The 13,727-nt window shown below is 70.9% G+C and carries 13 protein-coding genes and 1 pseudogene; 4 read left to right on the top strand and 10 right to left on the bottom strand.

Going from position 1 to position 13,727, the window contains the following annotated elements; translation table 11 throughout:
• Nucleotides 1-25 precede the first annotated feature (25 nt).
• Genes ICW72_RS06165 through ICW72_RS06155 form a run of 3 tightly spaced genes read right to left on the bottom strand, consistent with a single transcriptional unit; the run spans nucleotide 26 to nucleotide 1,760 of the window.
• Complete coding sequence (locus ICW72_RS06165; RefSeq protein ID WP_191085412.1) at nucleotides 26-844, bottom strand: GNAT family N-acetyltransferase; 819 nt, start codon at nucleotides 842-844, stop codon at nucleotides 26-28.
• The gene (locus ICW72_RS06160; protein ID WP_191085411.1) at nucleotides 841-1,287 is read right to left on the bottom strand and encodes a Fur family transcriptional regulator; all 447 of its coding nucleotides are present in this window, start codon (nucleotides 1,285-1,287) and stop codon (nucleotides 841-843) included. Before ICW72_RS06160 ends, ICW72_RS06165 begins: the two co-directional genes overlap by 4 nt.
• A 41-nt stretch (nucleotides 1,288-1,328) precedes the next feature.
• Entirely contained in the window at nucleotides 1,329-1,760 is a 432-nt protein-coding gene (locus ICW72_RS06155; RefSeq protein ID WP_184383560.1) for a MucR family transcriptional regulator, read from the bottom strand.
• 70 nt (nucleotides 1,761-1,830) lie between these two features.
• Here ICW72_RS06155 and ICW72_RS06150 point away from each other — a divergent pair, with 70 nt between their 5' ends.
• Entirely contained in the window at nucleotides 1,831-2,103 is a 273-nt protein-coding gene (locus ICW72_RS06150; RefSeq protein WP_191085410.1) for a sulfurtransferase TusA family protein, read from the top strand.
• Here the strand turns inward: ICW72_RS06150 and ICW72_RS06145 are convergent.
• Genes ICW72_RS06145 through ICW72_RS06135 form a run of 3 tightly spaced genes read right to left on the bottom strand, consistent with a single transcriptional unit; the run spans nucleotide 2,100 to nucleotide 4,997 of the window.
• The gene (locus ICW72_RS06145) at nucleotides 2,100-2,735 is read right to left on the bottom strand and encodes a DNA-3-methyladenine glycosylase family protein (RefSeq protein ID WP_191085409.1); all 636 of its coding nucleotides are present in this window, start codon (nucleotides 2,733-2,735) and stop codon (nucleotides 2,100-2,102) included. The two genes, ICW72_RS06150 and ICW72_RS06145, sit on opposite strands and share 4 nt — an antisense overlap.
• A gap of 4 nt (nucleotides 2,736-2,739) precedes the next feature.
• Entirely contained in the window at nucleotides 2,740-4,131 is a 1,392-nt protein-coding gene (locus ICW72_RS06140) for an L-lactate permease (RefSeq protein WP_191085408.1), read from the bottom strand.
• The gene (locus ICW72_RS06135) at nucleotides 4,128-4,997 is read right to left on the bottom strand and encodes a DMT family transporter (protein ID WP_223880862.1); all 870 of its coding nucleotides are present in this window, start codon (nucleotides 4,995-4,997) and stop codon (nucleotides 4,128-4,130) included. Before ICW72_RS06135 ends, ICW72_RS06140 begins: the two co-directional genes overlap by 4 nt.
• A gap of 87 nt (nucleotides 4,998-5,084) precedes the next feature.
• Here ICW72_RS06135 and ICW72_RS06130 point away from each other — a divergent pair, with 87 nt between their 5' ends.
• Genes ICW72_RS06130 through ICW72_RS06120 form a run of 3 tightly spaced genes read left to right on the top strand, consistent with a single transcriptional unit; the run spans nucleotide 5,085 to nucleotide 9,345 of the window.
• The gene (locus ICW72_RS06130; protein WP_191085407.1) at nucleotides 5,085-6,962 is read left to right on the top strand and encodes an AMP-binding protein; all 1,878 of its coding nucleotides are present in this window, start codon (nucleotides 5,085-5,087) and stop codon (nucleotides 6,960-6,962) included.
• Nucleotides 6,959-7,729 (top strand): enoyl-CoA hydratase, encoded by a 771-nt coding sequence (locus ICW72_RS06125; RefSeq protein WP_191085406.1) that lies wholly within the window; start codon nucleotides 6,959-6,961, stop codon nucleotides 7,727-7,729. The genes ICW72_RS06130 and ICW72_RS06125 overlap by 4 nt, the downstream gene beginning before the upstream one ends.
• Before the next feature lie 2 nt (nucleotides 7,730-7,731).
• Nucleotides 7,732-9,345, top strand: a complete 1,614-nt coding sequence (locus tag ICW72_RS06120; protein ID WP_191085405.1) for an acyl-CoA synthetase — start codon at nucleotides 7,732-7,734, stop codon at nucleotides 9,343-9,345.
• A 153-nt stretch (nucleotides 9,346-9,498) separates the two neighbouring features.
• On the opposite strand, the gene ICW72_RS06115 is transcribed toward ICW72_RS06120, so the two are convergent.
• From ICW72_RS06115 to ICW72_RS20575, 4 genes and pseudogenes are all read right to left on the bottom strand, one after another.
• Nucleotides 9,499-10,206, bottom strand: coding sequence for a metallophosphoesterase family protein (locus tag ICW72_RS06115; protein ID WP_191085404.1), 708 nt, complete (start codon nucleotides 10,204-10,206; stop codon nucleotides 9,499-9,501).
• Nucleotides 10,203-11,334, bottom strand: a protein-coding gene (prfB, locus tag ICW72_RS06110; RefSeq protein ID WP_191085403.1) for a peptide chain release factor 2 whose coding sequence is annotated in 2 segments (ribosomal slippage) — nucleotides 10,203-11,264 and nucleotides 11,266-11,334 — 1,131 coding nt in all. Because the reading frame shifts where the segments join, the coding sequence is not laid out codon by codon here. The genes ICW72_RS06115 and prfB overlap by 4 nt, the downstream gene beginning before the upstream one ends.
• A gap of 6 nt (nucleotides 11,335-11,340) precedes the next feature.
• Nucleotides 11,341-12,759, bottom strand: a complete 1,419-nt coding sequence (locus ICW72_RS20580; RefSeq protein WP_223880861.1) for a penicillin-binding transpeptidase domain-containing protein — start codon at nucleotides 12,757-12,759, stop codon at nucleotides 11,341-11,343.
• Between the two features lie 359 nt (nucleotides 12,760-13,118).
• Nucleotides 13,119-13,631: pseudogene (locus tag ICW72_RS20575) on the bottom strand (transglycosylase domain-containing protein); the annotation flags it as partial.
• Between the last annotated feature and the right edge of the window lie 96 nt (nucleotides 13,632-13,727).

Here is a 13,727-nt window from a genome sequence, read left to right as displayed (position 1 = left end):
GGCACGCGGGCCGCCAGACGTTGTCTCAGCCGCGCGGGCCGGACTGGCGCTCGTAATGCTTGAAATACTTGTCCGTGACCTGGTCGGTCTTCACCACCACGCAGACATCGGTGGTGTTGAACTGGTGGTCCAGCACCGCGCCGTCGCCCACGAAGCCGCCCAGGCGCAGATAACCCTTGATGAGCGGCGGCAGGTCCATCAGCGCGCGCTTGGCATCGTAGCTGCCCTGGGGAAGCTGCTCCATGGGGATGTAGCGCTGGGGCAGGGCGCGGGCGCGGAGGTTCTCGGGCGCCATGTGGTGATGCGCTAGGTAGGAAAGACGCTCCGCATTCGCGTCGAGCTCCACGCCGGGCAGGCTCGCGCAGCCGAACATCAGCGTGATCCGGTGGCGGAAGACATAGGCCGCGATGCCGCCCCAGAGCAGTTGCAGCGTGCCGCGCGTGCGATAGGCCACATCCGTGCAGGACCGGCCGAGCTCCAGCACCTCGCCCGGAAAGGCCTCCAGCCGCGAAATGTCGTATTCATCGGCCGAGTAGAAGCGCCCGATTCGCCCGGCGGCGGCGCGGCGGATGAGGCGATAGGTGCCGACCACGCTTTCGGGGCCCTCGCCGCGGTCATGGTCCACCACCAGAAGGTGGTCGGCCACGGCGTCATAGGCATCGGCGTCGAGGCCGCTCGCCTGCGTCGCCGCATCGGCCTGGGCCCCCATCTCGTCATAGAAGACGCGGAAGCGCAGCGCCTGGGCGGCGCGGATTTCCCATTCCCTGGAGGCCACGCGCACGCCGAGATGGCCGGAGCGCAGCTCCTCGAAATGGAACTCCTGCCCGATGGGTTCGGCCATCATGTGCGGCGCCTTGGGCGGGAGGGTGTGGCGGGCGGCGGCGCGGGCAGGCGCCGGCCGAAGATTTCGAGGCGCATCTGCACCAGCTCGAAGCCCAGCCGGGTCGCGATGGCGCGTGCCACGGCGTCGTGCTCGGCATCGGCGAACTCGATGACGTTGCCCGTGTCCACGTCGATCAGGTGGTGGTGGTGCCCGCGGTCGGCGGGGTCATAGCGGGCGCGGCCGCCGCCGAAATCGCGGCGTTCCAGGATGCCCTTTTCCTCAAGCAGCCGGACGGTGCGATAGACGGTGGCGACGGAGACCCGGGCATCGAGGGCCACCGCACGGCGGTACAGCTCCTCGACGTCGGGGTGGTCTTCGCTTTCCGAGAGCACGCGCGCGATCAACCTGCGCTGGCCTGTCATCTTCAGGCCGCGCTCGACGCACATGCGCTCGATCCGGGACATGTCGGCGTTGATGGCCGGAGGCTCCTGTCGTTGCGGAAGCCTCAGGCCTTAGCAGACGCCTCGCCCTTGCGCGACTGCGTTCCAAGGCCGATCTTCTTGGCCAGCGAGGAACGGTGGCGCGCGTAGTTCGGCGCGACCATCGGGTAGTCCGGCGGCAGGCCCCACTTCTCGCGGTACTGTTCCGGCGAGAGATTGTAGGAGGTCTGCAGGTGGCGCTTGAGCATCTTCAGCTTCTTGCCGTCCTCGAGGCAGATCAGATAGTCCGGCGTGATGGACTTCTTCACGGGAACGGCCGGCGCCTTCTTCTCCATTTCCACGGGAGGCGCGCTGGTGCCAAGAGACGCCAAGGTCTTGTGAACTTCCACAATCAGACCCGGCAATTCGGCCACCGGAACGGGATTGTTGGACACATGCGCGGATACAATTTCAGCCGTCAAACCCAACAGGTCGGCGGATTGAACATTTTCAACCATGGCGGAATAACCCTCTGACTGCGTCGAGATATAGAGGTTTTCCGCTCCTGGACAAGCAGGGACATCACTTATGGCAAGCAATGATGGGCAAAAAAATACGGATTTGGCCGAAATTCATGAAAGTCTTGACGTCACGGCCGATCGTTGCCCCATGACCTTTGTCCGGACCCGACTGCGTCTGGATCGGATGGCGGTGGGACAGGTGCTCGAAGTCCGATTCGCGGGGCGTGAACCGGCCGAGAACCTGCCCCGCAGCGCGCGGGAACTGGGGCATGACGTGCTGGCACTGGAATTCGACGAATCGGAGGCTTTCCGCGGCCGGATGGTGGTCCGCAAGAATTAGACGGCCAGCGGCTTCACCTTCTTCCCTTCATCGGCCGCGCGCCAGAGATACCAGGCGGCGACGCTGCGCCAGGGGCGGAAGGGGGCGCCCAGCTCCATCAGGGCGCGGGGCTTGAGCTGCGCCTCGGCGCCCGTCACCAGCCGCCAGCCCTCGCGCACGCCGAAATCATCCACCGGCCAGACATCGGGCCGGCCGAGGGTGAAGATCAGCAGCATCTCCACCGTCCAGCGCCCCACGCCGCGCAGGGGCAGCAGGCGTTCCACCAGCGCCTCGTCGGGCAGGGAGAGCGCCTCGTCCAGCGCCGGCACCTGGCCCGAGACGCTCTTGGCCGCGATGTCCTGGATGGCGGCGCATTTGCTGCCGGAGAAGCCGCAGCCGCGCAGCGCTTCAAGCGGCAGGGCCAGCACGAAATCGGGCGGGGGGAAGCCCTCGCCGGGGTGCAGGGCGATGAGGCGGTTCAGCATGGCCTCGGCCGCGCGCCCATGCACCTGCTGGTGCGCGATGGCCCGCACCAGCGCCTCATAAGGCGGGCGGGTCAGCGGCGTCAGCGCGCAGGGGCCGATGCGCTTCACCAGGGGGCGCAGGGCGGGCACCCGCAGCAGCTTGCGTTCGGCGATGGACCAGTCATGCATGGGCCTAGCTCAACCCCCAGAGGGTCGCGGTGCCAAGGGCCAGCACCATCAGCATCGAGGGCCAGACGAGGCGCCACACCTGCGTGGGCCGCGTGCCGCCGCCGGCGATGGCGCAGAGCATGGCGACGACGGCGATGCTCATTCCCGCCCCCGCGCCACTGGCGAAGTTCTGCACCCCGGGCGCCAACAGGGGCGGCAGGCCGAGTGTCGCGCCCAGCGCCTGCTGCACCGGCATCAGCGCGGCATTGCCACCCACGTTGCTACCCGTGACGAAGCCCGCCAGCAGGCCGAGCGGCGCCACGAGGAACATGGCCGTGCCGCCCGCCGCCGCCGCCATGGCCTCGGCCAGCCCCGCCGCCACGCCGCCGCCCGCAAGCCACCGCCCCAGCAGCACATAGAGCAGCAGCACCGCGATGGGCCGCCCCGAGCGGCGCAGCGCCCCCGCGAAGGCTGACACCGGCCGCGGCCGCAGCGCCAGCATGGGCAGGGCCACGGCCCAGAGCACCAGCCCCACATGGGTCAGCGGGAAGGCGGGCAGCTCCGCGAAGGGCTGCCAGGCGGGCGCGCCCGGAATGGCGCGGGACGCCAGCAGCGCCGCCGCCAGCACCAGGTAGGGCCCCGCCGTGCGCAGCGCGGCCACGGGGTCGCGCGGCGGGTCCGCCCGCCACAGCGCCCAGAGCAGCACGATGCCCGTGGCGACCACGCCGATCACCTCGAAGGGCAGCACCCAGTGCAGCCCCAGCATCAGCCCGCCCAGCACCGCCAGCATCAGCGCCTGCATGGCCTTCTCGCGCGCGGGCACCACCACGCCGGCCCGCGCCTGCAAGGCCCAGAGCAAGGGGGCGAGGCAGGGCATCCACAGCGCCGTCGGAATGGCGGAGATGCGCGCCACCTCATGCGGCGGCAGCCCCGTCATGGTGGCGCCCAGCAGCGTGCCGGGGCCAAGCCCGCCCCAGGGCACCAGCACCAGCGCCTGCACCGACAGCGCCACCGCCACCGCGCCGCCGATGCCCATGGCGCGCAGCGCGGCCAGCGCGAAGATGCCGCCGATGGCGAAGCCCGTGACGCTTTCGAGGAAACAGCCCAGCGGCAGGGTGGCGGCGAAGATGCGCGCGGGGGTGGGCAGGCGTGGCGCCGTGTCGGCATCGCGCGCCACCGCCGCCTGGAACAGAAGCCCGCCCGTGATGATGGCGACCACCTGCAAGGCGAGCCACAGCGCGCGGAGCGTCTCGGCAGGCAGGAAACCCGCCAGCGTCGCGCCCTCGGGCAGGCTGGCCGCGATGGCGGGCAGGGCCAGCGCCAGCGCCACCCCGCAGGCCGGCAGCGGCCCCGCGCGCCCGCTGCCCAGCAAAGCGAGCAACGCCAGCAGCGGCGCGGCCTGGAGCAGAAGCGTCATGCCCGCCGCGCCTCCCGGATTGTGATGATCACGGCGCCCGACAGGATCACGGCCGCGCCCAGCAGGGTCCAGCCATCCGGCACCTCGGCGAAGAGCACCCAGCCGAACCCCATGATCACGACCAGGCGCAGATACTGGAAGGGTGCCACCGCGCTCGCCTCGCCCGCGCGCAGCGCCTCGGTCACGAACCAGATGATGCCGGGCGTGAACAGGGCGAAGACCAGCAGGATCACGCCATCGCCGAGCCCGATGGGCGTCCAGCCCCAGAGGAAGAAGGGCAGGGTGCAAAGGCTGGTCACGATCCCCACCCAGGCCACCACCGTCTGGGTGGATTCGGTGCGCGACAGCGCGCGTGAGGACAGCGTGATGCCGCACCAGGCCAGCGCCGCCCCCAGCGCCGTCAGCGCCCCCAGCATGGGAATGTCCGTGCCCGGCCGCAGCATGACGGCCACCCCCAGCAGCCCCAGCAGCGTGCCGGCCCAGCGCGCCGCGTCCACGCGCTCCCGCAACACGGGCCCCGCCAGCAGCGTCGTGAACATCACATTGGTGAAGGACAGCACCGTGGCGGTGGCGAGGTCGAGGAAGGCGAAGCTGAGGAAATACAGCCCCCAGGTCAGCGCCGAAGCCAGCCCCCGGAACAGGTGCAGCCCGAGCCTTCGCGTGCGGAACACCACGAGCCCCGCCCCCAGGATCAGCGGCAGCACCCAGAGCAATTGCCCCATGGACCGCGCGAAGACCTGGGTGGTGGTGGGAATGCCGCGGTCGTTCATCCAGCGGATGAACAGCACCTCCACGGCGAAGAGCACGGCGCCCAGCGACATCAAAATCGCGCCGCGCAAATTGCCGGGCAGGGAGGCGAAGCGCATCGGGCCATGGTGCTGTCGCGGCGCTTGCGAAGCAACACGCGGAACGCCACCCTGTCCCGCGCCCGGCACAGGGCGGGAGGGAAGAACATGTCCGGCTATGACGCGGCCTATGCCGCATGGCGGGCGGACCCGGAGGCGTGGTGGCTGGAGGCGGCCGCCGGCCTCGACTGGTCGGTGCCGCCGCCGCGCGCCTTCGACGCGGGGCAGGGGCTCTATGGCCGCTGGTTCCCCGAGGGGCGGCTCAACACCTGTCACAACGCGGTGGACCGGCATGTGGCGGCGGGGCGTGGGGCGCAGACGGCGCTGCTCTACGACAGCCCCATGACAGGGCGGGTCGAGCATATCAGCTACGCCACCCTGCAATCCCGCGTGGCGCGGCTGGCGGGGGCCTTGGCCGCGCGCGGCGTGCGGCACGGTGACCGCGTGCTGATCTACATGCCCATGGTGCCCGAGGCCGCCATCGCCATGCTGGCCTGCGCGCGGCTGGGCGCCATCCATTCCGTGGTGTTCGGCGGCTTCGCGGCGGCGGAACTGGCCACGCGCATCACCGACGCCACGCCGCGTGCCGTGATCTCGGCGAGCTGCGGGCTCGAACCGGGGCGCGTGATCGCCTACAAACCGCTGCTGGACGCCGCCATCGGCATGGCCGCGCACAAGCCCGATTTCTGCCTGGTGCTGCAACGCGAGCAGCTGCGCGCCGACCTCACCCCCGGCCGCGACTTCGACTACGCGGCGGAGGAAGCAGCCGGCACCCCCCACCCCTGTGTGGAGGTGGCGGCGACGGACCCGCTCTATATCCTCTACACCAGCGGCACGACGGGGAAGCCCAAGGGCATCGTGCGCGACAACGGGGGCCATGCGGTGGCGCTGCACCGCTCCATGTCCATGATCTATGGCATGGCGCCGGGCGACGTGTTCTGGGCGGCGTCCGATGTGGGCTGGGTCGTGGGGCATTCCTACATCGTCTATGCGCCGCTTCTGGCGGGCTGCACTTCGGTGCTGTTCGAAGGAAAGCCCGTGGGCACGCCCGACCCCGGCACCTTCTGGCGCGTCTGCGCCCAGCACGGGGTGAAGCTGCTCTTCACCGCGCCCACCGCCATCCGTGCCATCAAGAAGGAGGACCCGGAGGGCGAGCACCTGGCCCGCCACGACCTGTCGCGATTGGAGGCGCTCTATCTCGCCGGCGAGCGCTGCGACCCGCCCACGGCGGAATGGGCGGCGGCCAAGCTCGGCAAGCCCGTGGTGGACCATTGGTGGCAGACCGAGACGGGCTGGCCCATCACCGCGGGGTTTCGGGAATTCGGGTTGTTCGAACCGCGCCCCGGTTCGGGCGGCAAGCCCACTCCGGGCTTCGAGGTGCGGGCGCTGGACGCGCAGGGCCAGCAGGTGGCGCCGGGCGCCGAGGGCGCCCTGGTGGTCAAGCTGCCCCTGCCGCCCGGCTGCGCGCCCACGCTCTGGAACGCCGAGGCGCGCTACCGCGAGGCCTATCTCTCCACCTTCCCCGGCTTCTACGACACCTCCGACGCCGGGATGGTGGATGCGGAGGGCTTCGTCTGGGTCATGGGCCGCACCGACGACATCATCAACGTGGCCGGCCACCGCCTCTCCACGGGCGCGATGGAGGAGGTGCTGGCCAGCCACCCCGATGTCGCCGAATGCGCCGTGGTGGGCGCCGCCGATGGGCTGAAGGGCCAGGTGCCCGTGGGCCTCGTCGTGCTGAAATCCGGCGCCGCGCGCGAGGAGGCCGAGGTGGCGCGCGAACTCGTCTCCCTGGTGCGCGAGCGCATCGGCCCCGTCGCCGCCTTCCGTGACGCCCGCGTGGTGCCGCGCCTGCCCAAGACGCGCTCGGGCAAGATCCTGCGCGCGACCATCCGCAAGATCGCCGACGGGCAGCCCTTCACCGTGCCGCCCACCATTGATGACCCCGTGATCCTGCAGGAAATCCAGGAGGTGCTGGCGCGATGATCACCACCGAACGCCGCAATGACGGCGTGGCGCTGCTGGTGCTGGACCGCCCGGCCGCGCGCAACGCCCTCTCCCTCGCCATGCTCGAAGCCCTGGAGGCCGCGCTGCGCGAGGCCGAGGGCGCGCGCTGCGTGGTGCTGGCTGCCAATGGCCCCGCCTTCTGCGCCGGCCATGATCTGCGCGAGCTGACCGCCGCGCGCGGTGCCGCCGATGGCGGGCAGGAATTCTTCGCCCGCACCATGGCGCTCTGTTCCCAGGTCATGCGCCAGGTGGTGCATCACCCCGTTCCCGTCATCGCCGCCGTGGAGGGCATCGCCACCGCCGCTGGCTGCCAGCTGGTCGCGAGCTGCGACATGGCCGTCGCCACGCCCGCCGCGCGCTTCTGCACGCCGGGCGTGGATATCGGCCTCTTCTGCTCGACGCCCGCCGTGGCGCTGTCGCGCGCCGTGCCGCGCAAGGCGGCGATGGAGATGCTGATGACCGGCCGCATGGTGGGGGCGGAGGAGGCGCGGGCGCTCGGCCTCATCAACCGCGTGGCCGAGGATGCGCGGGGTGCCGCGCTCGACCTCGCCGCGCAGGTGGCCGCGCGCTCCGCACGCACCATCCGCATGGGCAAGCGCGGCTTCCTCGCCCAGGAAGGCCGCGCGCTGGAGGAGGCCTACGCCACCGCCTCGCAGGTGATGGTCGAGAACATGCTGGCCGCCGACGCCGCCGAGGGCATCGGCGCCTTCCTCGAAAAGCGCAAACCCACATGGCAGGATCGCTGAGCATGGCCGCCGCCGACTACGACGCCCTTCCGCGCCAGGACGCCAACCACCAGCCGCTGACGCCGCTGCTCTTCCTGGAGCGCACGGCCGCGACCTTCCCCGAGCATGTGGCCGTTGCCTATGGCGGCACGCGCCGGACCTATCGCGAGCTGCGCGAACGCTGCGTGCGCCTGGCCCATGCGCTGACGAAGCTCGGCCTCGGGCGCGGCGACACGGTGGCGGTGCTGCTGCCGAACATCCCCGAGATGGTCGAGGCGCATTTCGGCGTGGCCATGGCGGGCTGCGTGCTGAACACCATCAACACGCGCCTCGACGCCGCCACCATCGCCTACATCCTGGACCATGGCGAGGCGCGCGCCCTCATCCTGGACCGCGAATGGGTGCCGGTGGTGCGGGCCGCGCTGGCGCAATGCGATGCGAAGCCCACCCTCATCGAGGTGGATGACCGCGAGGCGCCCAGCCACGAAACCCTCGGCGCGCTTGATTACGAGGCCTTTCTCCGCCAGGGCGATCCGCACTTCGCCTGGCCCCTGCCGCGCGACGAATGGGACGCCATCGCGCTGAACTACACCAGTGGCACGACGGGCAAGCCCAAGGGCGTGGTCTATCACCACCGCGGCGCGCATCTTCTGGCGGTGGGCAATGTGCTGGCGGCGGGGATGGCGCGGCACCCGGTCTATCTCTGGACGCTGCCCATGTTCCACTGCAATGGCTGGTGCTTCCCCTGGACCATCACCGCCATGGCCGGCACCCATGTCTGCCTGCGCGCCGTGCGCGGGCCCATGATGTGGTCACTGATCGCGGGCGAGGGCGTCACGCATATGTGCGGCGCGCCCATCGTGATGAGCACCCTGCTCCAGACGCCCGAGAAGGAACGCAAGCACCTGCCCGGCCCCGTCACCTTCGTCGTCGCCGGCGCCCCCCCGCCCGAGGCGGTGCTGGCGGCCATGAAGCAGGCCGGCTTCGGCGTGCTGCACGTCTATGGGCTGACCGAAGTCTATGGCCCCGCCGTCACCAATGAATGGCACGCCGAATGGGATGCGCTGCCCCCGCCCGACCAGGCGAAGCTCATGGCCCGCCAGGGCGTGCGCTATGTGCCGCTGGAGGGGCTGGAGGTGATGGACCCCGCCACCATGACCCCCGTGCCCGCCGATGGCGCGACGATGGGCGAGGTGATGTTCCGCGGCAATGTCGTGATGAAGGGCTATCTGAAGGAGCCTGACGCCACCGCCAAGGCCTTCGCCGGCGGCTGGTTCCACTCGGGCGATCTCGCGGTGAAGTACCCGGACGGCTACATCCAGCTGCGCGACCGGTCGAAGGACATCATCATCTCGGGCGGCGAGAACATCAGCAGCATCGAGGTGGAGGACGCGCTCTACAAACACCCCGCCGTGGCGGTCGCGGCTGTGGTGGCCCAGCCTGACGAGAAATGGGGCGAGGTCCCCTGCGCCTTCGTGGAACTCAAGCCCGGCCTGGAGGCGAGCGAGGCCGACCTCATGGCCCATTGCCGCACCATCCTGCCCGGCTTCAAGGTGCCCAAGCGCGTGGTGTTCCAGGAACTGCCCAAGACCAGCACGGGCAAGATCCAGAAGCATGTGCTGCGGCAGGGCATCTAGCGTCCGATCCGGCGAGGCGCAGCCGAGGCGGTGAATCGGCCGCTGGACCCGCGTCCGATCCGGCGAGGCGCAGCCGAGGCGGTGAATCGGCCGCTGGACCCGCGTCCGATCCGGCGAGGCGCAGCCGAGGCGGTGAATCGGCCGCGCGAAAACTCAGGCGGTGAGCAGCCCCACCCGGTCCTCCTCGAACACCCCGCAGGTGAGGGGGCCGCCGAAGACCGCGCCGGTGTCGAGGTTGATGCGGTTCTCGCGCAGGTCGGCCTCGCGCTCGCGCACGGGGGTGTGGCCATGCACGATGATCGCGCCGTGCTCGGCCTCGCTGTTGAGGAAGGCGCCGCGGATGCGGAGCAGGTCGTCCGCCGCCTGCTCCTCCAGCGCCACGCCGGGCCGGATGCCGGCATGGACGAAGAAATAGGGCCCGATGCGGTGCCGCAGCGCCAGGCCGCGCAGGAAGGCGATGTGCGCGGCGGGAATGCCCGTGGCCCATGTCTCGCGCGGGGCGTGGGGCGGCATTCCCCAGGAGGTCAGCGCTTCCCGCCCGCCATAATAGATCCAGTCGGTCGCGGCGGGCGCGTCGCCGTCGAGGGCCGCGAGCAGCGTCGCCTCATGGTTGCCCATCAGGTTCACCACGGGGCAGGCGTCGAAGCCCATCGCCGCCTCGATCACGCCCGCGCTGTCCGGCCCGCGGTCAATGTAGTCGCCCAGGTGGATCACCGTGGCGCCGCGCGTCGGATGGGCCTTCAGGTCGTCGCGGATGGCGGCGTGCAGGGCGCGCAGCTTCTCCACGCAGCCATGCACGTCGCCGATGGCATAGACGCGCAGCCCGTCAGCCAGGCGGGCGGGTGCGCGCAGCCATTTCATTGTGAATTGGCGCTCGCCTCGCTGCGCGTGGCCCCCACGCGCTGCGCGAGCGCGGCGGCCATGAACTCGTCCAGCTCGCCATCCAGCACGGCGTCGGGGTTGCCCTTCTCCACGCCGGTGCGCAGGTCCTTCACCATCTGATAGGGCTGCAGCACATAGCTGCGGATCTGGTGGCCCCAGCCGATGTCGGTCTTGCTGGCCTCGGCCGCGTCGCTGATGGCCTCGCGCTTCTTCAGCTCCAGCTCGTAGAGCCGCGCCTTCAGCATGTTCATGGCGATGACGCGGTTCTTGTGCTGGCTGCGGTCCTGCGTCGAGGCCGCCACGATCCCGGTCGGGATATGGGTGAAGCGCACGCCGCTGTCCGTCTTGTTCACATGCTGCCCGCCCGCGCCGGAGGCGCGGAAGGTGTCGGTCTTGATGTCGGCGGGGTTGATCTCGATCTCGATCTTGTCGTCCACCACCGGGTAGACATAGACGCTCGCGAAGCTGGTCTGGCGTCGCGCCGCCGCGTCGAAGGGCGAGATGCGCACCAGGCGATGCACCCCCGTCTCGGTCTTCATCCAGCCATAGGCGTTGGGGCCCGTGACCTGCAGCGTGACCGACTTGATGCCGGCCTGCTCGCCCTCGGACTGCTCGGTGATGGTCACCTTGTAGCCGCGCGCCTCGGCCCAGCGCATGTACATGCGCATGAGCATCTCGGCCCAGTCCTGCGCCTCGGTGCCGCCGGCGCCGGCATTCACCTCGACATAGCAGTCGTTCTGGTCGGCCTCGCCCGAGAGCAGGCTCTCGATCTCGCGGCGCTTCGCCTCGGCGGCGAAGCCCTTGAGGTCCTCGACCAGCGCGTCGGCGGTGGCGGTGTCATTCTCCGCCTCGGCCATCTCGATCAGCTCCATCGCGTCGCTGACGGATTGTTCGAGGCGCTGGACGCCTTCCACCTGTTCAGCGAGGCGCCCACGCTCGCGCATCACGGCCTGCGCGGCGTCGGGCTTGTTCCAGAGGTCGGGGTCCTCGGCCCGGGCGTTCAGCTCGGCGAGGCGGGCGGTTGCGGCATCCCAGTCAAAGATGCCTCCTCAGCAGGGACACGGAGGCCGTGATCTGCTCGTGCAATTGTGTGGCATCAGCGCGCATGGCGGTTCAATACAGCCCGCCCAGCCCGCTGTCCACGCGCTCCGCCGCACCCGCGCCGATGCCCGAGACCTCGGTCGGGTCGCGCGCCGCGTTCTCGGTGCCGGGGCGGAAGGCCTCCAGGATGGTCTGGCCCGTGTCGTGCTGCAGCCGCACCAGCGCGACACCCGGCGGCGCGCGGAAGGGCACGGGCGGGCTGTCGCCCAGGGCCGCGGCCAGCACATCGCGGAAGATGGGGGCGGCGAGGCGCCCGCCGCCCACATCATTGCCCGGCTCACCCGCGCGGCGCAGCGTGCGCGGCTCGTCATAGCCGACCCAGACCGCGATCACGATGTCGGGCGTGTAGCCCACGAACCACGCGTCCTGGAAATCATTGGTGGTGCCGGTCTTGCCGGCGATGGGCCGGTTCAGCCCCGTCGCCGCCCGCCCGCCCGTGCCGCGCTGCACGGCACCCTGCAGGATGGAGGTGATCTGATAGGCCGCGATGGGGTCCACGATGGCGCGGCGGTTGTCGGAAAGCTGCGGCGGGCCGGCCTCGGGCCCGGCCTCGCAGCCCACGCATTCGCGCGCCTGGGTGCGCCAGAGCACGCGGCCGCGCGCATCCTGCACGCTGTCGATGAAGCTCGGCTCCACGCGCCGGCCGCCATTGACGAAGCTGGCGTAAGCGGCGGCCTGGCGCAGCACGGTGGTCTCGCCGGCGCCCAGGCTCATGGCCAGGAAGTGCGGCATGTTCTCGATCACGCCGAAGCGGTTCGCCACCTCGGCCACGCGGTCGATCCCCACCTCCTGCGCCACGCGCACGGTGGCGAGGTTGCGGCTGAGCTCCAGCGCGCGGCGCATGGACATGTAGCCCATCACGCGGCCATCGGCGTTGCCGGGCCGCCACACGCCGGCACCGGTAGGCACCTCGATCTCGGCGTCGAGGTAGCGCTGGTTGGGCGGGATGCCCGCCTCCAGCGCCGGCAGGAAGACGAAGGGCTTGAAGGAGGAGCCGGGCTGGCGCATCGCCTGGGTGGCGCGGTTGAACCAGGAACGCTCGAAGGACCAGCCGCCCGCCATGGCCAGCACGCGGCCGGTGTTGGGGTCGAGCGCCACGACGGCGCCCTCCACCTCCGGTGCCTGGCGCAGGCCGAGGCGCTCGGGCCGGGCAGGGGTGCGGCCCTGGGCGGGGCGCGCCTCCTCCAGCTCCACCATCACCACATCGCCGGGGTTCAGCACGTCCGACATGCGGCGCGGCGCGGGGCCGAGGCGCGGCGGCTGCCCGCCCGTGCCCGCGATGACCGGCCGCGCCCAGGAGAGTTCGTCGAGGAACAGCCGGCCCGTGCGGGGCTCGGCCGGGGCGCGGGGCTGGGCGCGTTCGAACCAGCCGAGGCGCGCCTCGCGCTCGGCCACCTCCAGCACCACGGCGTGGCGCCAGGCGCGGTCCATGCCGGGGGGCGGGGGGTCGCCTCCAGCGCGGGCAGCCATTCGGTCGGGCCATGGGCGATGTTGGTCACCGGCCCGCGCCAGCCGCCGCGCCTGCGGTCGTAATCCAGCAGATGGGTGCGCAGCGCGGTTTCCGTCGCGGCCTGCAATTCGGGATCGAGGCTGGTGCGGACGACGAGGCCGCCGCCCTGGGTGCGGTCGGCGCCGAAGCGGCTCAGCAGCTCGCGCCGCACCTCCTCGGTGAAGTGCTGGCCCACGGGCACCACCTCCGGCCGGCGGGTGGGGCGGACCTGGATGGGCTCGGCGCGGGCGGCGTCGTGCTGCTCCTGCGTGATGGCGCCATCGGCCAGCATGCGGCCCAGCACCCAATCGCGGCGGATGCGCGCCTGCTCGGGGAAGCGCAGCGGGTTGTAGTTGTTGGGCGCCTTGGGCAGGGCGGCCAGGAAGGCCATCTCGCTCAGCGTCAGATCGTCCAGCGCCTTGTCGAAATAGGCCTGGGCGGCGGCGGCCACGCCATAGGCCTGGGCGCCCAGGAAGATCTCGTTGAGGTAGATCTCCAGGATGCGCGACTTGGGCAGCGCGTTCTCCAGCCGGATGGCCAGCAGCGCCTCGCGCACCTTGCGCAGCAGGGTGCGGTCCGCCCCCACCAGCATGTTCTTTGCGACCTGCTGCGTGATGGTGGAGGCGCCCAGCATGCGCCGCCCGCCCAGGTAGTTCTCCACATTGGTGACCACCGCGCGCGCCACCGCCGTGGGGTCCACGCCGAAATGCGTCTCGAAATTCTGGTCCTCGGCCGAGATGAAGGCCTGCTGGAGCTGCCGGGGAATCGCCTCGATGGGCACGAAGACCCGCCGCTCCGCCGCCAGCTCCGCCATCAGGCGGCTGTCGGAGGCGTAGATGCGGCTCATCTGCGGGGGGGAGTAGTCGGCCAGCCAGCGGTAGTCGGGCAGGTCCGCCTCGACCTGGCGATA

Source organism: Roseococcus microcysteis, assembly GCF_014764365.1.
Taxonomy (GTDB): Bacteria; Pseudomonadota; Alphaproteobacteria; order Acetobacterales; family Acetobacteraceae; genus Roseococcus; species Roseococcus microcysteis.
The sequence above is the reverse complement of the archived record's forward strand: the minus strand, read 5'-3'. Positions and strand labels throughout refer to the sequence as shown.